Source organism: Streptomyces sp. RPT161 (assembly GCF_027533845.1).
In the GTDB taxonomy this organism is placed as follows: domain Bacteria; phylum Actinomycetota; class Actinomycetes; order Streptomycetales; family Streptomycetaceae; genus Streptantibioticus_A; species Streptantibioticus_A silvisoli_A.
The window spans coordinates 102243-125257 of the sequence record NZ_JAPZVN010000009.1; the positions used below are offsets into that span (position 1 = coordinate 102243).

22 protein-coding genes are annotated in these 23015 nt (G+C 68.9%); 10 read left to right on the forward strand and 12 right to left on the reverse strand.

What is annotated here, in order from left to right; translation table 11 throughout:
- Nucleotide 1: 1 nt before the first annotated feature.
- The 4 genes from O5O46_RS19435 to O5O46_RS19450 are packed head-to-tail and all read left to right on the forward strand — an operon-like array spanning nt 2 to nt 2802.
- Complete coding sequence (locus O5O46_RS19435) at nt 2–409, forward strand: roadblock/LC7 domain-containing protein (protein ID WP_269856765.1); 408 nt, start codon at nt 2–4, stop codon at nt 407–409.
- A complete protein-coding gene (locus O5O46_RS19440; protein WP_269856766.1) occupies nt 406–780 on the forward strand; it encodes a DUF742 domain-containing protein in 375 nt (124 codons plus the stop codon). The genes O5O46_RS19435 and O5O46_RS19440 overlap by 4 nt, the downstream gene beginning before the upstream one ends.
- Nucleotides 761–1396: a GTP-binding protein gene (locus tag O5O46_RS19445; protein ID WP_269856767.1), complete on the forward strand. Its 636-nt coding sequence runs from the start codon at nt 761–763 to the stop codon at nt 1394–1396. The genes O5O46_RS19440 and O5O46_RS19445 overlap by 20 nt, the downstream gene beginning before the upstream one ends.
- Nucleotides 1393–2802 carry a cytochrome P450 gene (locus O5O46_RS19450; RefSeq protein ID WP_443072572.1) on the forward strand — a complete coding sequence of 470 codons (1410 nt, stop codon included), beginning with the start codon at nt 1393–1395 and terminating at the stop codon, nt 2800–2802. Before O5O46_RS19445 ends, O5O46_RS19450 begins: the two co-directional genes overlap by 4 nt.
- Nucleotides 2803–2854: 52 nt before the next feature.
- On the opposite strand, the gene O5O46_RS19455 is transcribed toward O5O46_RS19450, so the two are convergent.
- From O5O46_RS19455 to O5O46_RS19465, 3 genes are all read right to left on the reverse strand, one after another.
- Complete coding sequence (locus tag O5O46_RS19455) at nt 2855–3841, reverse strand: terpene synthase family protein (protein WP_269856768.1); 987 nt, start codon at nt 3839–3841, stop codon at nt 2855–2857.
- 456 nt (nt 3842–4297) lie between these two features.
- The gene (locus tag O5O46_RS19460; RefSeq protein ID WP_269856769.1) at nt 4298–5077 is read right to left on the reverse strand and encodes a GNAT family N-acetyltransferase; all 780 of its coding nucleotides are present in this window, start codon (nt 5075–5077) and stop codon (nt 4298–4300) included.
- 48 nt (nt 5078–5125) lie between these two features.
- Nucleotides 5126–5980 (reverse strand): helix-turn-helix transcriptional regulator, encoded by an 855-nt coding sequence (locus O5O46_RS19465; protein WP_269856770.1) that lies wholly within the window; start codon nt 5978–5980, stop codon nt 5126–5128.
- Between the two features lie 135 nt (nt 5981–6115).
- On the opposite strand from O5O46_RS19465, the gene O5O46_RS19470 reads away from it, so the two are divergent.
- The gene (locus O5O46_RS19470) at nt 6116–6811 is read left to right on the forward strand and encodes an SDR family oxidoreductase (RefSeq protein ID WP_269856771.1); all 696 of its coding nucleotides are present in this window, start codon (nt 6116–6118) and stop codon (nt 6809–6811) included.
- Between the two features lie 31 nt (nt 6812–6842).
- Here the strand turns inward: O5O46_RS19470 and O5O46_RS19475 are convergent, their stop codons facing one another.
- Genes O5O46_RS19475 through O5O46_RS19500 form a run of 6 tightly spaced genes read right to left on the reverse strand, consistent with a single transcriptional unit; the run spans nt 6843 to nt 13889 of the window.
- Entirely contained in the window at nt 6843–8171 is a 1329-nt protein-coding gene (locus tag O5O46_RS19475) for a hypothetical protein (protein WP_269856772.1), read from the reverse strand.
- Nucleotides 8168–9175, reverse strand: coding sequence for an ATP-grasp domain-containing protein (locus O5O46_RS19480; RefSeq protein WP_269856773.1), 1008 nt, complete (start codon nt 9173–9175; stop codon nt 8168–8170). The genes O5O46_RS19475 and O5O46_RS19480 overlap by 4 nt, the downstream gene beginning before the upstream one ends.
- 33 nt (nt 9176–9208) lie before the next feature.
- Nucleotides 9209–10465 (reverse strand): ATP-grasp domain-containing protein, encoded by a 1257-nt coding sequence (locus O5O46_RS19485; RefSeq protein ID WP_269856774.1) that lies wholly within the window; start codon nt 10463–10465, stop codon nt 9209–9211.
- Nucleotides 10401–11639 (reverse strand): MFS transporter, encoded by a 1239-nt coding sequence (locus O5O46_RS19490; protein WP_269856775.1) that lies wholly within the window; start codon nt 11637–11639, stop codon nt 10401–10403. Before O5O46_RS19490 ends, O5O46_RS19485 begins: the two co-directional genes overlap by 65 nt.
- On the reverse strand, nt 11636–12832 hold the full coding sequence (locus tag O5O46_RS19495) for an ATP-grasp domain-containing protein (RefSeq protein WP_269856776.1): 1197 nt from the start codon (nt 12830–12832) through the stop codon (nt 11636–11638). The genes O5O46_RS19490 and O5O46_RS19495 overlap by 4 nt, the downstream gene beginning before the upstream one ends.
- Nucleotides 12833–12851: 19 nt before the next feature.
- Entirely contained in the window at nt 12852–13889 is a 1038-nt protein-coding gene (locus O5O46_RS19500; protein ID WP_269856777.1) for a pyridoxal-phosphate dependent enzyme, read from the reverse strand.
- A gap of 331 nt (nt 13890–14220) precedes the next feature.
- Between O5O46_RS19500 and O5O46_RS19505 the strand changes: the two genes are divergently transcribed.
- From O5O46_RS19505 to O5O46_RS19515, 3 genes are read left to right on the forward strand one after another with little or no spacing between them, the layout of a single operon-like run.
- Nucleotides 14221–15906 carry a non-ribosomal peptide synthetase gene (locus O5O46_RS19505; protein WP_269856778.1) on the forward strand — a complete coding sequence of 562 codons (1686 nt, stop codon included), beginning with the start codon at nt 14221–14223 and terminating at the stop codon, nt 15904–15906.
- A 47-nt stretch (nt 15907–15953) separates the two neighbouring features.
- Nucleotides 15954–16700, forward strand: coding sequence for a thioesterase II family protein (locus O5O46_RS19510; RefSeq protein WP_269856779.1), 747 nt, complete (start codon nt 15954–15956; stop codon nt 16698–16700).
- 11 nt (nt 16701–16711) lie between these two features.
- Nucleotides 16712–17938 (forward strand): cytochrome P450, encoded by a 1227-nt coding sequence (locus O5O46_RS19515; RefSeq protein ID WP_269856780.1) that lies wholly within the window; start codon nt 16712–16714, stop codon nt 17936–17938.
- A 42-nt stretch (nt 17939–17980) separates the two neighbouring features.
- Here the strand turns inward: O5O46_RS19515 and O5O46_RS19520 are convergent, their stop codons facing one another.
- The 3 genes from O5O46_RS19520 to O5O46_RS19530 all read right to left on the reverse strand — a co-directional run bounded on the left by O5O46_RS19520 (nt 17981) and on the right by O5O46_RS19530 (nt 20903).
- Complete coding sequence (locus tag O5O46_RS19520; protein ID WP_269856781.1) at nt 17981–19027, reverse strand: LAETG motif-containing sortase-dependent surface protein; 1047 nt, start codon at nt 19025–19027, stop codon at nt 17981–17983.
- Nucleotides 19028–19095: 68 nt separating this feature from the next.
- Nucleotides 19096–19821 (reverse strand): ABC transporter ATP-binding protein, encoded by a 726-nt coding sequence (locus O5O46_RS19525; protein WP_269856782.1) that lies wholly within the window; start codon nt 19819–19821, stop codon nt 19096–19098.
- Nucleotides 19818–20903 (reverse strand): ABC transporter permease, encoded by a 1086-nt coding sequence (locus O5O46_RS19530; protein ID WP_269856783.1) that lies wholly within the window; start codon nt 20901–20903, stop codon nt 19818–19820. The genes O5O46_RS19525 and O5O46_RS19530 overlap by 4 nt, the downstream gene beginning before the upstream one ends.
- A 235-nt stretch (nt 20904–21138) precedes the next feature.
- Here O5O46_RS19530 and O5O46_RS19535 point away from each other — a divergent pair, with 235 nt between their 5' ends.
- The gene (locus O5O46_RS19535) at nt 21139–22308 is read left to right on the forward strand and encodes a sensor histidine kinase (protein ID WP_269856930.1); all 1170 of its coding nucleotides are present in this window, start codon (nt 21139–21141) and stop codon (nt 22306–22308) included.
- Nucleotides 22305–22934 (forward strand): response regulator, encoded by a 630-nt coding sequence (locus tag O5O46_RS19540; RefSeq protein WP_269856784.1) that lies wholly within the window; start codon nt 22305–22307, stop codon nt 22932–22934. The genes O5O46_RS19535 and O5O46_RS19540 overlap by 4 nt, the downstream gene beginning before the upstream one ends.
- The last annotated feature ends 81 nt before the right edge of the window (nt 22935–23015 follow it).

Consider the following 23015-nt stretch of genomic DNA (forward strand, 5'->3'; position numbering starts at 1 on the left):
CATGATGCAGTTGCGCGCCAACATGGACTGGATGCTCAAGGACCTGGCATCGAGCGTTCCGTGCACCCGTCAGGTCGTGGTGCTCTCCTCGGACGGCCTGCGGATGGCGCAGTACGGCTCGGACACCGACGCCGCGGACCGGCTCGCCGCCGCCTGCGCCGGGCTGCAGAGCCTGGCGGCGGCGGTGGCCGCCGAGTTCCCGCACAGCAACGGCATGATGCGGCTGGTCGTGATCGAGATCAACGGTGGCTTCTTCTACCTGATGGCGGCGGGCGCCGGAGCCTATCTGGCGGTACTCGCCGACGAGGGGGTGGACGCGGGCCTGATGGGGCAGCGCATGCGGGACCTGGTGGCCCGTATCGGTGAGCACCTGAGCAGCCCGCCGCGCAACGACGGGCAGACCACATGAGCGGATCGGACCAGCAGAAGGACGAGCAGGAGTGGAATGAAGGTGACCCGGAACGCCTGTACGTGATCACCAAGGGGCGCAGCGGTTCAACCGAGAAGGCCGCGATCGACCTGGTCACACTGATCGTGTCGCGGTCAGGACCGACATCGGGGATGCAGCCGGAGCACGCGGCGATCGTGCGGCTGTGCCAGTCCCCGCTGTCGGTGGCCGAGATCTCGGCGTACTTACATTTGCCGGTCAGCGTGGTGAGCGTGCTGGTCGCGGACCTGCTGGCCGATGAACGTGTGGAGGCGCGTGCCATGGTACCGCCCGCCCAACTTCCCGATGCTGCGCTCATTGAGGCGGTGATGCATGGACTTCAAAAGCTCTGAACTGATGGACGCCGACACCGTCGTCGGGCCGCGGGCCGAGGACACGTTGCCGTCGTCGGCCACCGCCGCGGTGAAGATCGTGATCGTTGGCGGCTTCGGGGTCGGCAAGACGACCCTGGTCGGCTCGGTGAGCGAGATCCGCCCACTGACCACCGAGGAGACGATGACCCAGGCCGGTGTCGGGGTGGACGACATCGCCGGGGTGGAACGCAAGACGGCGACCACCGTCGCCATGGACTTCGGCCGGATCAGCATCAACGACGAACTGGTGCTGTACCTGTTCGGCACGCCCGGCCAACAGCGCTTCTGGTTCCTCTGGAACGGTTTGTTCCGGGGCGCGTTGGGGGCTGTGGTGCTGGTGGACACACGACGCCTCGAAGTCAGTTTCGATGTGATCGGACGGCTGGAGGAGCGCGAAGTCCCCTTCGTCGTCGCCATAAACACCTTCCCCGAAGCGCCCACCTACCCCACCGAGGAACTACGCACCGCACTCGACCTGCCCGCACACGTCCCCATCGTCGACTGCGACGCCCGCAAGCGGGCCTCCAGCCGCGACGTCCTGCTGACCCTGATGCGCTACCTGCACTCCCTCGCCGCCACACCGGAGCACTCGTGACCACTACCCCACCCCCCACCTGCCCCGCCCACGCCCCCGGCCCCATCGGCCCCGGCGGCGTCCGCCGCCTCTACGGCCCGGAGGCGGAAGCCGACCCCGTCGGCCTGTACAACAAACTGCGCGCCGAACACGGGGCGGTGGCCCCGGTGTTGGTACCCGGCGACCTACCGGCCTGGCTGGTCCTCGGCTACGCGGAGAACCTGGAGGTCATGCGGACGCCTTCACGGTTCTCCCGGGATTCGCGGCGGTGGACGCCGTTGGTAGAGGGGCGAGTCGCGATGGACTCACCGATGCTTCCCATCGTCGCGTGGCAGCCGATGTGCACCTTCGCCGACGGCGAGGAGCACGAGCGACTGCGCAAAGCCGTGACGGAGAGCATGAACCGCTTCGACCGCCGAGGAATCCGGCGCTATGTCCTGCGCTTCGCCAACCAGTTGGTGGACGAGTTCGCCGAAGACGGCCATGCAGAGCTGGTCAAGCAGTTCGCCGAGCACCTCCCAATGCTGACGATGACTCAGATTGTTGGCATGCCCGACGAGTACGGCCCACGCCTCGTGGACGCGGCACGCGACATGCTGACCGGCACCGAGACCGCCATCGCCAGCAACGACTACGTCGTGGACACACTGCGCGAGCTCGTCTCCACCAAGCGTGCCAAACCGGCGAACGACTTCGCGTCTTGGTTGATCGAACACCCCGTCCGGCTCACCGATGACGAGGCGGTGGCGCACCTGCGCCTGGTGCTAATCGCCGCGTATGAAAGCACCGCCAACCTGATCTCGAACACCCTACGCATGGTGCTCACTGATCCGCGCTTCCGCGCCTCCCTGGCGGGAGGGCACATGACCCTGCCCGAGGCAGTGGAACAAGTCCTTTGGGACGCACCGCCGTTCTGGCGAATCTACGGCCGTTGGGCCACCGGCGACACCGAGTTCGCGGACAAGAAGATCAAAGCCGGTGACATGATGATCCTGGGTCTGGCCGCGGGCAACATCGATCCGGCCATCCGTCCCGACCTCTCCGTCCCAGTTCACGGAAACCGCTCCCACCTCGCCTTCAGCGGCGGCCCCCACGAGTGCCCCGGCCAGGAAATCGGTCGGGCCATCGCGGACACCGGTGTCGACGCGCTGCTTGCGCGGCTGCCCGACATTCAACTCGCTGTGCCGGAAGACGAACTGCACTGGGAGAACGGGTTGATGTCCCGCCGCCTCACAGCCGTGCCGGTGGAATTCACCCCGCACAAGCCCGAGCGCGTCGAGGACACCGACTTGTGGCCCGCTCCGCCCACGGCCCCGGAGCCTTCTGAGCTGGTGCCGGAAAAGAAGGAGGCCCCGGCGACCGCGTACGTCCTTCCTCGGGTCACGTCCTGGTGGCAGGCGCTGACCCGTTGGTGGCGGGCGCGATAGGTCTGGTGCAGGTCCCGTATCGCGACGCGTACTCAGGCAGGAGCTCCGCTCCTCAACGCATTGACGTTGGTGTGGCTAACGCGGTTGTGGGCTCGACGGCGATCCGCATGTGGGACTCGCCGATATGGTGGACTACGCGGTAACGCGGGGCGCTGACGTGCCAGCAGGCGAACCCGGCACAGACATGGTGAATGCCGTCGAGCCACCGCCTCGTCCCAGGGCTGTCGGCGTCCTTCAGCAGGCGGCGTTCCGCCTCCTGTAGCGACTCGACGAGATCATCGTGGAGGCGGGCGGCCAAGCCGAACGCCTCGTCGAGTCGGCACCGCCGTTCATCCGCGAAGGACCGCACCACATTGGGCCAGTCAGCGGCGAAGTCCTTGGTCACTCCGACGAGGTCGTTGACGACTCCGACGATGGAAGCGGCGAGCATCTCGACGTCCCATCGAGCCGGATGTGCCCGGGTGACCGCATCCAGTTCCTGGCGCTGCGCGTATTCCACCCAGTGCGTCACTGGCAACGCCCCGCCGATCACGGCTTTCAGTGCCAGGTACTGGTCTACCGGCGGTTGCCTTCCGGTGCGCCTGGCGGCGTTGACGAGTCCGGCCTCCTGGGAGACCGCGTCGACCCAACTGCCGAAACGGTTCTCCTGCTCCCTGAGCCATGCCTCACTCATCGTGGTACGAAACTGCCGCCCGATCTCCCACCACCCACGCAGATAGGGGCTTACGTGCCGGAGCTCCTTCAGCTCTCCGCGGATCGCTTTGCCCACTGATTCCGGCGGCAGGGCCGTCCCCTCGATGGCATCATCCCAGAAGATCCACAGCGACAACGCGCGTGTCACTGTTCGCAGTTCCCGCCATCCGGCCAGAGGAAACGGGCATCCTCCGTACAGGCCCACGGACATGGCCTCGAAGACCCGCTCTTCCTCCGCTCCACGGACCACTTGCAGCCTGGTGAACCATGCACGAGCGTCCCGTTCAACCACTTCGTGCAATGGATTGACGGAAGCGAACCAATGTTCCGGGTAGCGAATACTCACCCTGTCAACCATGGCGTGTGTCCTCCGTGCCGACTGTGGCGGACTCTCTTGGAAAACGCGAATGCGGTCGGCGTCGAACAGGCAACCGGGCTCCATCAACTGGGCGTCGCACGCCTTTGGTGAAGGCTCGCCGGCCAACTGCAAGCGGTGGGCGGAACCTGCATCCGTGCTGCGAGCGCACAGCGCCCGCACACCCTCCGACCCGTCAATCGTCCCCACCAGCCCCACCGTCCCGCGCCGTTGCCCCGAACCCCACTTTCGAACGCCCGTACACCACCGGGTCTAGCCAACCAGTTGCATGTTCGACTTTTCACTCACGAGCAGGCAAGGGCAAGTGCCACTCAAGGCGGCGCGCGAGGCACGCGGCCGCACGCACACAACGGCAGCGCACTCCGCCCCTGTCACGCGCCACCCGCACACGCTGATCGGCGTCAGGCACGGAAATTGGAGATTACTTCAGAACGGGTACATGTACGGCGTAGTAGTACTCACCCGAGCAAACCCCAACCGGCCCAGGATCGGTCGGCTCTCGTCCGACGCGTCGACCTGTAGGTAGCGGTAGCCGCGTTCGGCGGCGAGGGCGGCGCGGTAGGCGATGAGGGCGCGGTAGATACCCCTGCCGCGCCAACTCGGGAGGGTGCCGCCGCCCCATAGGCTGGCGAAGTCGGTGCCCGCGTGGAGCTCCAGGCGGGCCGCGCAGACCGGCTGGTCGTCTGCCATGGCGAGGACCGCCGTTACCGTGTCGGGGGTCGCGGTCAGTTGGGCCAGTAGGCGGTGGCGGAGGCGGGAGCCGTCCGTGCCGAAGACCCGTTCGTGGACGTCGGCCACCAGGTCCACGTCGGCCGCGTCGGTCACCGGGCGCAGGTGGATGCCCGCTGGGAGGCTGACCTCCGTGGGGAGTTCGCCGATCTCGGCGATCATCACGGCCTCCTCGGGGCGCGGGGTGAATCCCGCCGCGCACAGTCGCTGTCCGAGGTCGGCCGGGCGGTCATGGGAGTAGTGCTTCCACTCGAACTCCCCGCATCCCAACTCCCGGAAATGCGCCACCTGTTCGGCGATCACCGCATCCGCGGAATCCGCGTCGAGGCCCGACCAGAGGATGCCGTTCCAGTCCTGTGCCGTACCAACCTGGCGCACCACGTCGCCCGCCCGCTCGACCCGGGCGCCGGGTCCGTCCGCCCGCGCGCCCAGCCGCATCTGCTGGTCATACGTCACCAGTACCTTCTCAATGTCCATGCGGGCACTCCAGCACCGAACAGTCACACGCGGCAACGCCATTTGCGATCAGCCCCGGCCGCCCTCGGTCATGGACTGGGTGCCGATGACATTGAGGAGCCTGAGTCGCTCGGCATCCGCGCTGCCGGGCGCGGCGGTGTAGGCGATGATGCGCAGATCGCTGCCGGTAGCCGTGAGCACGTCGCAGTCGAGGGTGAACGTCCCGACATCGGGGTGATGGATGATCTTGGTGTCCGTCTCGTGGACGCCGACGGTTCCCGTGTCCCACAGTCGTGCGAAGTCGACGCTGACGTCCCGAAGGTCCTTGATCAGGGAGCGCAGCCCGGCATCGGCGGGGTAGCGGGCCGTCGCCGCCCTGAGATCGCCGACCACGGCGTTCTCGAACCGGATCTGCTGCTCGGCGGTGTGGCTGACCCGGCTCGGCAGACCGGTGAAGTGACGCCAGACGATGTTGCGTTCGCGTCCGCTCCACGCGGACACGTCCCCGTGCAGGGCGGCCCACATCGGGTTCCACAGGATCAGACTCCACGCGGCGTCGCACACGCTGAGCGGTGCGCCGTCCAACTGGTCGAGCAGTCTTCGGACGCCTGCCGGGATGTGCGCCGACAGCTGCCCGGGGCCCGGCGCCGTCTCGCCCGCGAGCCGATACAGGTGTTCGCGCTCCACGTCCGACAGCCGTAGGGCGCGGGCCAGCGCGGACAGGACCTGGGTCGACGGGGAGGTGGCGCGGCCCTGTTCCAGTCGGACGATGTAGTCCACCGACAGGCCCGCGAGCTGCGCCAGTTCCTCACGCCGCAGTCCGGCGGCCCGCCGTACTCCGCCGACGGGCAGTCCCACCGCGGCGGGGGATGTTCGGTCGCGCCAGCCGCGCAGCGCCCTGGCCAGTTCCCTGGACTCGCTCATGCCCCCAGTATCCGGCCGCCGCGGCAGGACAGCCTGGTACTGGCAGTCCACAGGATGCGGCGGGTACTGCCTGTTCCTCGGTGCTGCGACGAGGGTGGTGGCATCACCACCTCACCGATCACCGGAAGTGAGCACATGACCACCACACTGATCACCGGAGCGAACAAGGGCCTCGGTTTTGAGACGGCCCGGTGCCTGATCGAGGCCGGGCACACCGTCTACGTCGGGGCGCGCGACCCCCACCGCGGCCAGGAGGCCGCCACACGGCTCGGCTCCCGTTTCGTACAGCTCGACGTGACCGACGTGGAGTCCGTCAAGGCCGCCGCCGAATTCGTCCGCGCGGACGCCGGACGCCTCGACGTCCTGGTCAACAACGCCGGCATCGTGGGCGTGCGCAAGCCGGTAGGCGAGGTCACCGGAGCCGACATGCTCACCACCTACGACACGAACGTCTTCGGCGTCGTGCGGGTCACGCACGCCTTCCTGCCGCTGCTGCGGGCAAGTGACGCCGCGGTCGTGGTCAACGTCAGCAGTGGTCTGGGCTCGCTGGCGGCGACCGCCGATCCCAGCCGGGTCGAGTTCCAGGTGATGGCACTGGACTACAACTCCTCCAAGACCGCGCTGGTCATGATCACTTCGCAGTACGCCAGGGCGTATCCCGCGATCCGGTTCAACGCCGTCGACCCCGGCTACACCGCCACCGACCTCAATGGCCACCGGGGCACCAACACCGTCGAAGAGGGCGCGGAGATCATCGTGCGGATGGCCTCCCTCGGCGCTGACGGCCCGACCGGGGGCTTCTTCGACCGCAACGGCCCGGTTGTCTGGTGATCCCGGTGAAGGCGAGCCCGGATCCCACCTCCTAGCCCCGCACCGTGAGCACCGCCGCGGACTCAGCCCCGTTCGCCGCGTTGATCGGGGCGAGTCCGCTCGGCAGTGACTGCCGCAGCATCACTCCGGCGAACCGCCCGCCGAACACCAGTGGCCCCAGCACCACTTCACGCTCCGGCGGGGTAGCCCCCGGCAGCTCGACGACCGCCGGGCGCAGCCGCTCCTGCACCACGTAGCGCTCGCGCTGGTCGGCCAGCCGCTCCCGGATGAGGGCCCGCCACTCCTGGTCGGTCATCGCGCGGCCGAACGCCACGCCCTTGCCGCCGTAGGCCGAGGCCGGTTTGCAGATCAGCCGCTCGCGGTCGGCGAGCGCACGGTCGGCGGTCTCGGCGCGTAGCCGGAACGTCGAGGGCACGTGTGTGCGCACCCACTCGCGTTCCTCCGACCGCAGTTGGGAGGCGAACTCGGGGGCGGTGAGCAGTTCCAGGTTCGCCTTGTTGTCGAAGAGTGCGGCGGCGGGGGAGCCGACGAAGTCCAGCTTCCCGGCCGTGTCGAGATCCATCAGGGCACGGGTGTGTTCGTGCGGCACGAAGGCCCTGGACTCGTGCCAGGTGTACATCGTCACCACGACGTCCACGCGTCGGCCCTCGAAGTACGCGCCGTCGTCGGTGGTTTGGAGGTCGGTGACCAGGCCACAGCTGATCTCGTAGCCCGCGGAGCGGATCATCCGTACGAAGAAGCGGCGGCCGGAGTCGATGTCCGCCGGGTTGGCGATCGCCTCGAAGACATGCGGCGGCCGGTCGCCGCGCCGCCGTACGAGTGCGGCGAACGTCTCCAGCCACGTCTTCGCGGTGTCGGGACCGAGCAGGCCCAGTCCGCGCCGTTCCAGGAACCGGTGGTAGGCCGAGGCCCGGGCGGCGTCGGTGTACGGGGGAAGTGTGCTCAGGCCGCCGAGCGAGGTGGCGACGTTCAACTCGACCAGTTTCAGGCCGCCTTCGGTCACCAGCAGGTCGGGCCGCATGAACGAGGTGGCGATGCGGCGCAGCCGTGGGTTGCGCAGCGCCGCGCACATCAGGTCGGCGTCCTCCTGCGGCACCCCGAGGTACTCGGCCCATGCCGCCAGGTCGTCGCCGAAGATCCGCCGCGGCAGGCTGGCGAGCAGCTCGCAGAGGCGTAGCCCGGCCGTGGCGGTCTCGTCGGACGCGGCGGTGGTGAAGCAGGGCGGCGGGTACATGTGCCGGTAGTTGGACCGGTGGATGCTGTGCTGGAAGCGCGCCCGATCGGGCTCGGCCTCTTCGGTGGCCGCGAAGTCGGTCCAGGCCGCCACTGCCCGTGGCTCAAGCCAGTCCCATGCGGTCATGACAGCTTGCCCGCGGAACGCAGCGCGTCCAGCACGGTGTTGACCGCCTCGGAGGACTGGTCGACACCGGTCGCACGGTAGGCGTAGCTGAGTCCGCCCGGGTTCACCAGGTTGAACTCCATGACGTACGGATACGCCAGGTCGATCCCGGAGTAGAAGATGCCGAGTCCCATCATGCGCTTGCCGAGTTGGCGCACGAAGTCGTCCTCTTCCGGGGTCAGGGTGAGGGGCTCGAACCTGGCGCCGAGCGTGACGTTGGCCCGGTCGTCGTGCTCGGGGTGGATCCGCCTGAAGCCGCTCACCGGGGTGTCACCGGCGATGATGACCCGCTTCTCGTTGCTGCGTACGTTGGGTATGTACTCCTGTACGGCGGTGTACCGCTTGGCCATGCCGATGATGTCGCGTCCGTACCTGCCGTAGCGCGGCGCGGCGTTGCCGGTGGCGGACTGCAGGAGTGCGGAGCGGTTGCGTTCGTGCTTGCTGAGGAAGTAGACGTCCGCACCGATGCCGTCGTTGGTGGGCTTGACCACCCAGGTGCGTGCTGGGTCGGACTCCACCAGGCTGGTGAGGAAGTCGAAGTCGTTGGAGACGTAGGAGGCGGGGAGGTTCTCGTTGGGCACCGCGGCGCCGAGGGTGGTCTTGGAGTTCATGTAGAACAGCGCGGACGCGTCGTTGACGAACGGCACCCGCCGGTTGAGCAGCCACAGCAGTTGGAAGTGGTCGGTGAGCGCGTCGGGATGGGTACCGGCGAGCACCCAGACCAGGTCGAACTCCTCGGCGGACGCGTAGGACTCGCTCAGTGCCGGGAAGTCGCTGCCGACGAGATACTCCTCGGTGAGCCGCACCCGGTCGCACACCACGACGGAGTCGTGTACGCAGAGGGTGTCGATGTCGCCGATGTACACGTCGTGGCCTTCGCGGAACAGCGCGCTGGGGATGATGGAGTGGTTGTCGAGCCGGAACGTGGCCGCCTCGGACACCAGGACCAGGATCTTGTACGACACGGGAAGCGCCTTTCAGGTTGAACGGGCGGTCTTTCAGCGGGCTTTGACGGCGTGCTCGGCCGCGGTGAGCGCGCGCACGGCGCGGGCCAGGTTGTGCTCCAGCCCGTCGCGGGTGTCGCCGGTGGCGACGACGAAGCCGTGCCGGTCGCCGGACTTGCGGATCTCCGGCGGGTACTCCCCCGCCGGTACGCAGACGCTGACCTCGGCGACGCCGGGCAGCGCGGCGACCGGTGCGGTGTCGATGACGGGCATCGCAGCGGCCCGGTCGAAGGTGACGTAGCGGATGCCCGCCACCCGGGTACGGGTGGCCTCGGTGGGCGCCGGTAGTCCGAGGACGTTGGCCATCGCCTGCTCGAAGACGTCCTCGCCCAGGGCGAGTTCGAGCATGTCGCTGATCCGGTCGCCGCCAGGGCGGCCGTGTGACTCGATGAGCCGGGGCCCGGCCGCGGTGAGCATGACCTCGGTGTGCGAGGGCCCGTAGCGGTAGCCCGCGGCGTCCAGGGTCGCGGTGACGAGGTCGCCGATGGCGGCCTGGTCGGCGGGGTCCAGGTGGACGGGCAGGGTGTGCCCGGTCTCCACGAAGTGCGGAGCGCCTGTGGTCATCTTCTCGGTGATGGCGAGGATGCGGTGACCGGCGGGTGAGCTGATGGCCTCGACGCTGTACTCGGTCCCGGTCAGGAACTCTTCCACCAGGTGGGGGGTTTGGAAGTCGAGGGTGCTCAGATAGTGCTCGGCCTCGCTGGGGCCGGTGAGGTACCGCACCCCGGAACTGCCTGTTCCGTCCACTGGCTTGACCACGCAGGGGAAGCCGATCCGATCGGTGGCGGGCAGGATCTCATCCTTCGTGAGGCACGTCAGATGGGCCACCGGCGCTCCCGCCCGGTCGCCGACCAAGGACCGCAGCCGTGCCTTGTCCTTGAAGGCTTCGAGGGCCTGCGGCGGGTTGCCGGGCCAGCCCAGTTCGCGGTTGACCACCGCCGACACCGCGCAGCCGAGTTCGCCGAAGCCGAAGCAGCTCACCGGTGCCGGAAGCTCCAACGCACGGAGTTCATCTATGAGTTCGCCGGGGTCGATGTGCCAGGGGGTACGGAGCACCGGCCCCGACGCGCCAACCGGTTCCGGGCCGCCCGGCACGGTGGCGATCACTGTGGAGACGCCGAGTCGGTGCGCCGCGCGGATCACCAGGTCGCGTGGGTTGAGCAGTACGGCGGTGCACCGTGCCGGGTCACTGTGCGGGTTCTGGTGAGGTGGTGGGCCTTGGGGTGTTGGCGGGGTGGGTGTTCGCGACATGGTGGGCACGATCTTTCGGTAGGAGGAGGCAGGCTGCCGCGGCGCCGACGGACAGCCCGATGATCACCAGCCAGACCCCGCTGCCGCCGCGCAGCGTCTGCAGGAGGAAGCCGCCCATGCTGGCGCCCAGCAGGCTGCCGAAGGCACCGGCCGCGGCCATGGTGCCGAGCGCACGCCCGGTACCGCGCGTCGAACTCGCCTTGATCGCCTGTTCGTCGAGGCTGGGTCCTACCAGCATCTCGGCGGCCGTGACCGGCAGTACGAAGGCCAGCAGCGAGAACCAGCCGGCCCGCGGAATGAGCACCGCGTAGGCGCAGCCGAACGCGAGGAACCCGATGGCCAGCAGCGTACGGGTGGCGGTGCGGCGGAAGACGTGCCGCAGCAGTGTGTACTGGCACAGCACCACCAGCGCGCCGTTGATGGTGAAAACCACGGAGATCGCGGCGGTGCTGCCGGTCATGGCGTGCGCGGTGATCGGCATGACCACGTTGAGCTGGCTGTAGATCGCCCAGTAGGCGACGCCGACCAGGCACAGCGGTATCCACTGCCAGCGCGCCCAACCCGGCGCGTCCGGTGCGGCATCCCGCGCCGCCGCAGGGCGCGGCCGAGGTCGCGCCGTGAGCGGCCGGAACGCCAGGCGCAGGCCGAGCACCAGGTGCGAGAGCACACAGGCGCCGAGGATGAACGGGAAACCGAACGGGTACACGGCGGCGCCGAGCGCCGGTCCGAGGACCACGCCGATGTTCACGAACGTGGCGCGCAGCGCCAGCATGGTGCGTGGTTCGACGCTGTCCTCGGACACCAGCAGCGTCTTGATCGACAGGCCCAGCATCGACCCGCCGACGCCGAGGGTGACGATGCCCGCCACGATCGGCGTCAGCCGGGTACCGCCGCCGAGGGCGAGCAGCAGATATCCGGCGATCCGCAGCGCGAACCCGGCCATCATCACCCGTCGCGCGCCACACCGGTCCACCAGCATCCCGCACAGCAGCGAGAAGCCCTGGTTGGAGAAGGCGAGCAGGCCCACCAGGAATCCCGTGCGGCTGGCCGAGATGCCCTGCGCGGTGAGCTGGATGGCCAGCAGCGGCAGGAACATGAACGTCGTCAGGCCGGTGAACAGCACGGCGATCAGCAGTGTGCGTCCGGTCGGCGACGTCTGGCGCCACGCCTTCACGGCCTTCGCCCTTCACGTTGCGGCGCCTCGCGCAGGTTCGCCAGCAGCCAGTCCTCCACTTCGAACAGCCGCTGTTCCACCTGAAGGGTGTCGGCGCCCTCCACGATCGCGAAGCACAGGTGGGAGGTGCTGTTCTGCGCTGTGGCGCCGGGTGGGAGTTTGTCGTTCACCTGGTAGTGCCGCACCCACGCGAACGGCGGTTGCGGCGGCGCCCCGACCGGGCGGCCCGGCGGCACGATGGCGACCGAGCCGTGCAGTGTGTTCGGCGGTGTGCTGGGCGCCGGGTCGACGGGCAGCCCGCAGGACAGCCGCAGCCAGGTGGTGAGCAGGTCGAGTCCATAGGTGGCGCGGGTGAGGGCGGGGATACGGGAGCCGCCGACCCGCGAGGCGATCTCGCACAGCAGCAGCTCGTCGTCCAGCGTGTGGAACACCTCAAGGTGGTAGGCACCGGTCGCCGGGGTGTCGAAGACGTCCAGCACGCTGTCCAGGAACTCCTCCAGCCGCTTGGCGAGCTTGTCCTGCGGGTGCAGTTGCAGCGAGCCGTTGTTCTGCCCGGACAGCACGCCGAGGCAGTTGCGCAGATAGCGGGAGGAGGCGACGAACCGGTAGCCGTCGGCCAGGACCGCGTCGACGTGGTAGATGTCGCCCTCGACGTACTCCTCGGCCATGAGGTCGTCGCGCCAGTGCCGACGGCTGAAGGCGACCAGTTCTTCCTCGTCGCGCAGCACCACGATGTCGCGTGAGCCACCCTGCTTCACGGGCTTGACGACGACGGGGTACCCGTTGTCGTCGATGAAGTCGGTGAGATCGGTGATCGTCGCCAGCCGGGCGAAGCGCGGGGTGGCGACGGCGCGTTCGGCGACCTGCTTCATGACCACTTTGTCGCGGAACGACAACGCGCTCACCGGTGACTGGCCCGGGATGTCGAGGTCCGCGCGGATGCGGGCGGCCCGTTCCAGGTCGTACTCGTTGTCGGTGATCAGGTGGCTGAACCGCTCCTCCTTCGCCAACTGACGGATGCGCAGTTCGGCGTAGGGTACGAACTCGCAGTCCGGCACGTACTCGTACCGCGCGAACCGCCCGGTGTCGGCCAGCTCGTGGTGGCTGAAGACATGGAGTCGGTCGGCCAGTTCGGGGAGCATGGCGGCATAGTCGTTCAACGGACCGTAGTTGATGACCGCGACGTTGGCCATTTGGCGTACTTCCTTCACACTATGAGGCCAGTAGTTCCAGTTCCGGCAGGTTGTCCCGCACGCTGAACGACCGTCTGGCCCAGTTCGTGGTGCACCAGGGACCGGCGATGTCGGCCAGATCGGAAATCACGGCCGGGCGGTAGCCCGGGTCCGCGACGAGCGGTCCGTCGAGCGGGTACACCTTGTCGACGTAGCGGTGTCCGGGGTCGGCCGCGATGAACACTATGGGCCCACCGGTGGGTTCCACGGAACGGTGATAACGCGCCACCTGCCAGCCCGCGCCGGCGGACAGCCCGGCGAACACACCTGTGGTGGACAGCAGATGACGGCATCCGGCCGCGGCGACATCGAAGTCCAGCCAGTGGATGTCGTCGTAGGCGCTGTAGTCGATGTTGTCGAAGCGGATTCCGCTGCCGATGCCCGCGATGATGAACCCGTCGAGCGGAACGGATTCCGCGCCGAACGACCGGCTGCCGAACGGCTGGATGCCGGCCACCCGTACATCGCCGCCGGCGGCCCGTAGATAGCGGCTCATCGCGCCGGTCGAGGCACCGGTGCCGACCCCGCCGACCAGGGTGAGATCCGCCGAACCGAGTTCGCCGATCAGCGAGTTGGCCACCTTCTCGTATCCGACGTAGTGCACGTCGTCGTGGTACTGCCGCATCCAGTACGCGTCCGGGTGCTCGTTGAGATAGGCGTGGACGCGCCGGACCCGGGTTTCCTGGTCGTGCTTGAGGCTTTCCGAGGGCGGCACCTGGTCAAAGGTCGCGCCGAGGTACTTCAGCTGTGTCCTGATCGCCGTGTCCACCGCGACGGAGGCGAAGATATGGCATTTCAGGCCGAGTTCCCGGCAGACCAGTGCGAGTGCGTGACCGTAGATTCCGCTGGAGCTGTCCACCAGCGTCTGCCCGGGGCGGATCACCCCGCGGGCCAGCAGGTCCTTTACCGCCGCATAGACCGAGGTGACCTTCATGACCTCGAAACGGAGGACGTAGATTCGGTCGTCCAACTCGATCAGGTCCGGTTCCGCGAGTTTCTCCGCGAACGTTCTGTACACTTCGAAATCCTTTCCGGATAAGTCGCGTTCAGCTGCGCCCGCGGCGATCGGAGGAGGAACTGGGAGGGTGACGGGCAGGCCCGGCAGACGCGTGGTGCCGAGGTACGGCCGAGAACCTAGGAGCGGGTCGGCTGGCACGTCAAGAATCCATGTCAAGTCCGGAGTTGGAACGTTGGACCTGACAGGCTTCCGGGTGCCGCGTGGACAGCGTCGGCGCTCACGCAAAGGATGGTCGGCCATGGTGAGCCTGTCTTCTACCCATTCTCGCCGCCCGGCGCATTCAGCTGCGCCCCGGCTATCCGAATTCCAGCAGCCGGTACATGACACCGTCATGGAACGCGCCCGGCTACATCCGGACCACACCGCCGTGATATGCGGGGACGACACCGTTTCCTATCGGGAACTCGCCGGCATCGCCCTCGACGTTGCCAGTGAGCTGAACTCAGACGAGGCATACGCCGATTGCCGTAGAATCGGGATAGAGGCGTACCGTACGGCCGCGACTGCGGCCATCGCGCTCGGTGTCGCCTTGTCCGGCCGGTCGTTTGTCTTCCTCAATCCGGAATCCCCGGAGAACACTTCGCGGCACATCCGGTCGTCGGCCGGAGTCTCGGTGGTCGCCGATCCCACCAGCGGCGGGTTCCGAAAGCTGCCCGACGCCGGCACCGCCGCCCCCGCCAGGCCTTCCCCGGCGGACGAGGCGTATGTGCTCTACACCTCCGGCAGCAGCGGCAGGCCCAAGGGCGTGTCGGTCTCCCAGCGCAATCTGGCGGACTCCACCGCCGCTCGGCTCGCGGTGTACGAGAGCTTCGGTACCCCGACCTTCCTGCTGCTGTCGCCCTTCTACTTCGACTCGTCGGTGGCGGGCGTCTGGGGCACCCTCGCGGCGGGCGGCACACTGGTGGTCGCCCGTGAGGACGAGCGACGAGATCCGGCGGCACTCGTCGGGCTCATCGCACGGCACGGGGTCACCCACACGCTGACGGTACCGAGCTTCTACGCCGAGCTGCTGCACACCGTCTTCCAGGACGGTCAACTCGCCGCCGGCCTCGCATCGTTGCGGCTGGTGATCTGCGCTGGCGAGTCGCTGCCGCAGGGCGTCATCGAACAGCACTTCTCGCTGCTGCCCAAGGTCACGCTGGGCAACGAGTACGGCCCGACCGAGTGCACCGTCTGGGCCACCTACCGGCTGTACGAGCGTCCCGGCGCCTCCGGCATCGGCTTCCCGATCCCCGGCACGTCGATCCATCTGCTGGACGACCGGCTGCGCGAGGTACCGCCCGGCGAGGTGGGCCAGATCGCCATCTCCGGCCGCGGTGTGACCACTGGCTACGTCGGCGCCGAGCAGGAGACGCGGACGAGGTTCACCGACATCGAGGTGGCACCCGGCAGGACCGTGCGGGCCTATCTGACCGGCGACCTCGGCCGCTGGTCGGCGGCGCACGGGCTGCAGTTCGCGGGCCGGCTGGACAACGAGGTGAAGATCCGCGGCGTACGGGTGAACATCGAAGCCATCGAGGAGACGCTGGCCGCGCACCCCGGCGTACGGGCCGCCGCCGTGGCGCACGACTCCGAGACCTCCACCTGCTACGCGTTCGTCGTCAGGGACGCTGACGCCCCGGTCGACGCCGCCTCCGTACGCCACCGGGTGGCGTCGGAGCTGGACACCGCGGTGGTCCCGGACCGGGTGGTGTTCGTGGAACGACTGCCGCGCACCGCACACGACAAGATCGACCGGTCCGCGCTACTGGCCTCGGTGCGCCGCGCCGGGGCGGAACCCGCCGACCAGGACGCGGACGGACTCACCGCCCAGATCACCCGGGCTTGGGAGGAGGTCCTGGGCGTGTCGGTGAACGAGGCCGAGCCCGGCAACTTCTTCGAGCTCGGCGGCAACTCCCTGTCCGTACTGAGGCTTTCCCGCGCGCTGGGCAGGATCGCCGGTCGCCCGGTCGCGGTCAAGCAGGTGTACCGCTGCGGCACGATCCCCCAGCAGGTGGAACTGCTGTCCAGCCTCTGAACCGCCCGACACGACCCACAACACCACCGCACCGATGGGTACTTGCCATGACCGAACCCACCTCCATCCGAAGGTTCGCTGCCCGATCCGACACCGAGCAATCCGTGTTGTGCTTCCCGCACGCCGGTGGCTGTGCGTCCTTCTTCCGGTCCTGGCAGTCACTGCTGCCTTCGGCGCGGGTGTGCGCGGTGCAGTACCCGGGCCGGGAGGAGCGCATCGCCGAGCCGACGGCGGGCAGTCTGCTGGAACTCGCCCAATCCGTCGCCGAGGAGATACTGGCCGACTCGGCGCGCTACTCGGTGCTGTTCGGGCACAGCATGGGCGCGTACGTCGCCTTCGAGGTCGCCCACCATCTGCTGCTGGCCGGGGCCGCCGTGCCGACCCTGGTGGTCTCCTCGGCCGCCGCACCCGCGCTACGGCCTCCTGTCCCGTTCGAGAGCTCCGACGAGGTGCTGGCGTACCTCGAGCGCTATGAGCCGTTGAGCGACGAGATCCGGCAGGACCCGGAACTGCTCGATCTGATCCTCGACTACATCAAGGACGATCTGCGCCTGGTCGCGGAGTACCGGGAGCACATCGGAAAGCGGATCGACGCGCGGCTGGTGGCCGTGGTCGGCGCGGACGACGTGCCGGAGATCCGGTCCCGGTTCACCGCGTGGCAGCAGCACACCGAAGCCGAGTTCGTCCCGGTGGTGAACCCGGGCGGGCACTTCTACCTGCGTACCGATCCCCCGGTCCGGCTGATTCGCGCCGAGTTGGGTCGGTGCCTCGCCACGGTCGGCACGAGCACCTGATGGGAAACGACATGAGGCACGACATCAGTCGCCTGGTGGACGGCGCGACATACCGGTCCGGCAACCCCTTCGCGTTGTGGCGGTGGATGCGGGAGAACGCACCGGTGGTCTGGCACGAGCCCGGAGCGTTTCCCGGGTTCTGGTCACTGACCCGGTTCGCCGAGGTGAAGGAGGTGCTGCGGGACGCCGAGACGTTCAGCTCGTCATCGGGCATCCTGCTGCGGCCCCTGGCCCAGGGCGTGGACCCCGGCAGCGACCGTACCCTCGCGCTCTCCGACGCGCCCCGGCACACCGTGCTGCGCGGTGCGATCGCGGGCTGGTTCGCGCCGCGGAACCTGCGGCTGCTGACCGACTCCCTCAACTCGGCCGCGCACTCCATCGTGCGCGACGCCGTGCGCGCCTCGCGGATCGACTTCGTCACCGAAGTCGCCGCGAAGCTACCGCTGGAGGTCGTGTGCGCCTTTCTCGGCATCCCCGACGAGGACCGCCCCTCCATCGTGGAGTGGTCGACCGACGCGTTCTGCGCCGGCACCGCCGAGGAACGCAGCATCGCCCATCTGCAAATCCTCGACTACTTCGGCGACTTGGCGGAAAGGCGGCGCTCCCGCCCCGGCGAGGACCTGGTGAGCGTGCTCGCGGGGGTTCGGTTCGAGAACACGTACCTGCCCCTCGAAGAGGTGGTGCTCAACTGCGACAACCTGCTGGTGGGCGGCACCGAGAACGTACGGTTGGCGATGTCCGGCGGCATGCTCGCGCTGCTGGAGCGGCCCGGCCAATGGGCGCTGCTGCGCGAGGACTTCGAGGGGGCGGTGGACACCGCGGTCGAGGAGATACTGCGCTGGACGTCGAGTGCCACACACATCCTGCGGCGCGCACGGCGTGATGTGGTGCTCGGCGGCCAGCGGATCCGCCGCGGGGACCTGGTGGTGTGCTGGCTGACGTCGGCGAACCGCGACCCGGCGCAGTTCGCCGATCCCGATGTCTTCGACGTGCGCCGCACCCCCAACCGCCATCTGGCGCTGGGCGCGGGACCGCACTACTGCGTGGGAACGCGGTTGGCGAAGCTCGAAATAGCGGCAGTTCTGCGGGAGTTCTTGGCGCAGGTGGACCAGGTGCTGCCGGACGGGGAGCCCGAGCACTTGGACTCCATCGTGGTCAACGGCCTGCGCAGGCTACCGCTGCGGCTCACGGCGTCCGCCCTCTCCCGCCCCAGGGGCATGGCAGGTGCGCGGGGGTGACTCCTGGGACGGGAGACGGCAGTTGCTCAGCCGTGAGGCGGCTCAGCGGTCGGCGGCCGAGCGGCGTCGGGCCGCCAGCACCAGGCCCGCGCCCGCGGTGAGAGCTACGGCGCCGCCGCCGAGCGCCCACGGGGTGGCGGGGTTGGCACCGGTGGCGGCGAGCTCGGCGCCGGTGCCGGTGCCGTTGTCGTCGGTGGAGGAAGTCGGGGTGGTGCCCGCGGTGCCGGTGTCCGCCGTGGCGCTGCCCTTGTGTGCGGCGGGCGTCACTTCGGACTTGGTGTCACTCTCGGTCGTCGCCTTCTTGCCGTGGTCCTTCGGCTTCGTGGGCTTGCTGCCATGGCCGGTGGAGGGAAGCGTGCCATCCTCGGTCGACGGCTTCTTGCCGGCGGGCAGTACGGTGAACTCGTAGTGGTTCGACGACTTGTAGCCGCCGGTGTCGTTTTCAGCCACAGGCATCACAGTGGCGAGGAGCGAACCGTGCCCGGCCGCGGTGCCCGGTGCGAAGCGCAGTCGCAGTTCGATGGTCAGTACATCGCCGACGGCGAGCTGGTACAGGTGGTCGGACTTGCCTTCGGCATGGAAGTGGACGTCGAAGTAGTCGCTCTGCGGGAACTTCTCCGCGTCGCGCCACACCCCGTCCGGCTCCCGGAACTGCAGGTGGAAGTCGTCCATCTTGACGCCCTTGGCCATCGGCAGCACCACCAGGCCGTTGAAGCCCCGGCCGTGACGGTTGTCGACGGTGAGCTTCAACTCCGACCATCCACCACCGGCCTTGTACGTCGAGGGGCCGCTGATGGCGACGGTGGTGCCCTGCATGAGCCAGCCGTGGCCGTCGGTGTCCATGCCGTCGCCGGACGGCTTGCCGTCGGCGGCGGCGCCGTCGGTCGGCTTGGCCGGGTCCGGTGCGGTGCTGGTGGAGGGGTTGGCCTCGTGGTCCGCGTTGTCCGCCGGGGTGTTCGTCCGCGCGCCCTGGTCCGGGACGGACACTCCCGGCGCCTTGACGTCGGCGGCAGCGGCCGTGGAGGAGAGGAAAGCGGCCGGGGCTATCGCAGCGGTAACCACAGCCGCCGCGAACCGGTGCAACTTCATCTGGAAGCGACCCCTATTCAGGCAGACATCGAGTTTCACAGCAACTTCACAGGAATCGTATTACGTGCTCAATGTCCCCCTCTGCCCGGGTGGTCGGCTGGGATGGACCGTTGGACGGTGTCGGGTTGAAGCGTGAGGCGGCCGTCGAGGACCCGGGCTACCCGGTCGGCCGCGGCCAGATGGGATTGGTCATGGGTGACCAGGACCGTCGCGGTGGCCCGCTGCCGACTGAGACCGGCTATCAACTCGACAACGGCGGCGCCGCGTTGCTGGTCCAAGGCGCTGGTGGGTTCGTCGACCAGGAGTACGGCAGGGTCGTTCATCAGGGCGCGGGCGATGTTCACCCGCTGGCGCTGACCGCCGGAGAGTTGGTGCGGACGGCGGTCGGCTTCGGCGGCCAGGCCCACGGCATCGAGGAGTTCCAGCGCCCGGGAACGGGCGCGCCGCGCATGTCGCCCACCCAACAGGGCCATCACCTGCAGTTGTTCGGCGGCGGTCAGCGAAGGCAGCAGGTTCGCGTGCTGGAAGACCATGCCGACGGTGCTGCGGCGTAGGGCCGCCAACTGGGACCGCTTCATGCCGGAGGTGTCGGTTCCGGCGATCACGACACGGCCGCTGTCCGGAGTGATCAGGGTCGCGGCGACCGCCAGCAGACTCGACTTGCCGGAACCGGACGGGCCGACGACCGCTGTCAACGTACCTGGCGGCGCGGACAGGCTGACGCGGTCCACGGCGGTCAGTCGGCTGGCGCCGTCCGGGAAGGTCAGTGTGACGTCGGTCAGTTGCAGGCTCATCGGGCGCTCCCCAAAGCGGTCAGCGGATCAACGGAGGTGATGCGACGTATGGCCAGGCCGGCGCCGAGCACGCCCAGGGCGATCGTGCTGAGGGCCGGTATCAGAACCGTTCCGTCCCCAAGGACGAACGGCACACCGCTGCCGGTCACAGCGGTGCCGAGGGCAGCGGCCAGGGCAGAGCCCGCCCCGGCCCCGAGTACGAGCAGGACCAGTGCCTGGCTCAACGCGTCACGCAGCAGATACCCAGTGGATGCGCCGAGCGCCTTGAGCACGGCGATGTCACCACTGCGCTGGATGGTCCAGACGGTGAAGAAGGCGCCGATGACCAGGGCGGAGATAACGAGCAGGAAGCCGCGCATGAGTTGCAGCGAGCCGTTCTCCGCCGTGTAGGAACCGATCGCGGACAGCGCCTCGTCGATGGTGACGGTCCTGGTGCCCGCCGCGGCGTCGGCAGCGGACAGGTGGGCGCCCTTGGTGGTGGACAAGGCGATCACCGTGGCGAACTCGCCGCCGTCACCTGACGCACCGGCCAGCCGCTGCCAGTCCGACAGGCTCGTCCACACCACGGGCGTGTGGCTGTACATCGCGGTGCCCGAGACGGCCGCGACCGACATCCGCCGGCCGGACAGCATGACGGTGTCCCCCGCGCGCACACCCAGTACGTCGGCGGCCTTGGCCGACAGCACCACGCGCCCGTCCCCGACCGCGGCGCGCCCGGGGGCCAGCCGTGAGCCCGGCCGGATGCCGAACGCGGAGAGCGACGTGCTCGTGGTGCCCGCCTCGGCCTTGACCATCGATATGCCCAGCGGGTCAGCGGCCGTGACCCCCGGCTCCTTCGCCCACAGCCGCCAGGTCGGCTCCCGCAGCCGCGAATCGGTGAACGACACACCGCTGCCCTTGGCCGGCGCGGCGAAGGCAAGGTGGTCAGCGGGCAGCGAGGTGATCGCGGAGGTGTTCTCCCTGCCCAGCCCGGTGGTCAGCCCGGACAGCAGCCCGACGAGCAGCGTGATCAGTGTGATGACGGTACCCATGAGGGCGAACCTGCCCTTGGCAAACCTCAGATCGCGCCAGGCGACAAACACCGTGACCCGCCTCCCTCGACATCCCGGACCCGTTGTCCGGCAGCTGTCCCAACGGTCCCGGGAAGCGCGCTCGCGGGCATCGTGCGTCCGGGTCGTTCCCCGAAACCAATGGATTGACCTGCGCTTACACCTTTTGGTTGATGTCCGGCCGGTGCGGGCGTTCTAGCCTTGAGGGATCGTGACCACTCACTCCCTGATCCCTGCCCTGCGGCTGCTGCGCGCCTGCCTGCACCTCATGGTGTTCGGGCTGCTCGTCCTGTCCGCCGCCCGGACGGCGGTGGACCACCGTCCCGATGCCGGTGCCGTCGTCACGACGGCGGTCGTGTTCGGCGTGGTGTACGGCGCGGGTGCCGCGCTGCCCCGTGTCCGTACGTCCAGCGGTGCGGCCCTGGCGTGGCTGGCGGGGGTCGTGGTGGTGTGGGCGGTGCTGCTGGCGCTGACCCCCGACGGGGTGTGGCTCGCCTTCCCGCTGTACTTCCTCCAGCTCCATCTGCTGCCCACCCGCCCTGCGCTGGCCGCCGTGGCCGCCACCACGGCCGCCGCCATCGCCGGTTTCGGATGGCACTCCGGCACTCTCAGCCCGGGCACCGTGGTGGGGCCCGTCCTGGGCGCGGCCGTCGCGGTCGCCACGGTCCTGGGCTACCAGGCGCTCTACCGGGAGAGTGAGCGACGCCGTCGCCTGATCGGGGAACTCATGACGGCCCGCAGCGACCTGGCCGACGCCCAGCACACCGCTGGTGTCCTGGCGGAGCGCGAGCGGCTGGCCCGGGAGATCCACGACACCCTCGCCCAGGGCCTGTCCAGCATCCAGCTGCTGCTGCGCACCGCCGAGCGCGTTTTGCCGGACCAGCCGGAAACGGCGCTCGGGCATGTACGGCACGCCCGCCGCACCGCGACCGACAACCTTGCTGAGGCCCGCCGCTTCGTCCGTGCGCTGACCCCGCCCGATCTGGAGACGGGCTCGCTACCGGGTGCCCTGGAGCGGCTGTGCGCCACCACCGGGGAGTCCTCCGGGCTGGCCGTGACGTTCCATCTGTCCGGAGAGGCGGAGGCACTGCCCACGCCTTTGGAGGTGGCGCTGCTGCGCATCGCCCAGTCCGCGCTGGCCAACACGGTCCAGCACGCCGCCGCCACCCGTGCGGAGGTGACCTTGAGCTACATGGGCAGCGAGATCGCCCTTGACGTCATCGACGACGGCCGCGGATTCACGCCCGGCCCGCAGCCTCCTCCGGGTGCGGATCCGGCCGCCGAAGGCAGTTTCGGCCTCGCCGCGATGCGGTCCCGGGTCCGTGCGCTGCACGGGACCCTCGCCGTGGAGTCGGCGCCCGGCCAGGGCACGGCGGTCGCCGTCACCCTCCCCGTCCGCACAGGGCCCACCGACGTCCATGGACGAGTCACCGCATGACCGCCATCCGACTGCTGCTCGCCGACGACCACCCCGTGGTGCGGGCCGGGCTGCGCGCCCTGCTGGAAACCGAACCGGACTTCAGCGTCGTCGCCGATGTCGCCACCCCCGATGAGGCGGTGGAGTTGGCGGCCAGGCTCGCGGTCGACGTGGTGCTGATGGACCTGCAGTTCGCCGGCCGCATGCTCGGCGCGCGGGCCACCGCCGCGATCACCTCAAGAGACGGCGCCCCACGAGTGCTCGTACTGACCACGTACGACACCGACGCGGACATCCTGGCCGCGATCGAAGCCGGAGCCACCGGCTACCTGCTCAAGGACGCCCCGCCCGAGGAACTGGCGGCAGCCGTGCGCACGGCGGCGGCCGGCAGGTCCGCGTTGGCGCCCGCCGTGGCACTACGGCTGATGGACCGGGTGCGCGAACCATCCACGGCGCTGTCACGACGTGAGACGGAGGTTCTGCAGCTGGTCGCGGAGGGCCTGTCCAACGACCAGATCAGCAAACGGCTGTTCCTCAGCCAAGCCACCGTCAAGTCCCACCTGGCACACATCTACACCAAACTCGGCGTCGACTCGCGCACGGCCGCTGTGGCGACGGCCACCGCGCAGGGCATCATCCGCCGCTGACCCGAAACCGTCGGGATGCAACCGCCGGTGGCCGCCGTGCAGTCTCCGTCCTGGAAGCACACGGAACCGTTGGACTACGGA

Coding starts and splice junctions, on each gene's coding strand:
- O5O46_RS19435 (WP_269856765.1), top strand. CDS start 2: ATGATGCAGTTGCGCGCCAACATGGACTGGATGCTCAAGGACCTGGCA.
- O5O46_RS19440 (WP_269856766.1), top strand. CDS start 406: ATGAGCGGATCGGACCAGCAGAAGGACGAGCAGGAGTGGAATGAAGGT.
- O5O46_RS19445 (WP_269856767.1), top strand. CDS start 761: ATGGACTTCAAAAGCTCTGAACTGATGGACGCCGACACCGTCGTCGGG.
- O5O46_RS19460 (WP_269856769.1), bottom strand. CDS start 5,077: ATGGACATTGAGAAGGTACTGGTGACGTATGACCAGCAGATGCGGCTG.
- O5O46_RS19465 (WP_269856770.1), bottom strand. CDS start 5,980: ATGAGCGAGTCCAGGGAACTGGCCAGGGCGCTGCGCGGCTGGCGCGAC.
- O5O46_RS19470 (WP_269856771.1), top strand. CDS start 6,116: ATGACCACCACACTGATCACCGGAGCGAACAAGGGCCTCGGTTTTGAG.
- O5O46_RS19475 (WP_269856772.1), bottom strand. CDS start 8,171: ATGACCGCATGGGACTGGCTTGAGCCACGGGCAGTGGCGGCCTGGACC.
- O5O46_RS19485 (WP_269856774.1), bottom strand. CDS start 10,465: ATGTCGCGAACACCCACCCCGCCAACACCCCAAGGCCCACCACCTCAC.
- O5O46_RS19495 (WP_269856776.1), bottom strand. CDS start 12,832: ATGGCCAACGTCGCGGTCATCAACTACGGTCCGTTGAACGACTATGCC.
- O5O46_RS19505 (WP_269856778.1), top strand. CDS start 14,221: ATGGAACGCGCCCGGCTACATCCGGACCACACCGCCGTGATATGCGGG.
- O5O46_RS19510 (WP_269856779.1), top strand. CDS start 15,954: ATGACCGAACCCACCTCCATCCGAAGGTTCGCTGCCCGATCCGACACC.
- O5O46_RS19515 (WP_269856780.1), top strand. CDS start 16,712: ATGAGGCACGACATCAGTCGCCTGGTGGACGGCGCGACATACCGGTCC.
- O5O46_RS19520 (WP_269856781.1), bottom strand. CDS start 19,027: ATGAAGTTGCACCGGTTCGCGGCGGCTGTGGTTACCGCTGCGATAGCC.
- O5O46_RS19525 (WP_269856782.1), bottom strand. CDS start 19,821: ATGAGCCTGCAACTGACCGACGTCACACTGACCTTCCCGGACGGCGCC.
- O5O46_RS19535 (WP_269856930.1), top strand. CDS start 21,139: ATGGTGTTCGGGCTGCTCGTCCTGTCCGCCGCCCGGACGGCGGTGGAC.
- O5O46_RS19540 (WP_269856784.1), top strand. CDS start 22,305: ATGACCGCCATCCGACTGCTGCTCGCCGACGACCACCCCGTGGTGCGG.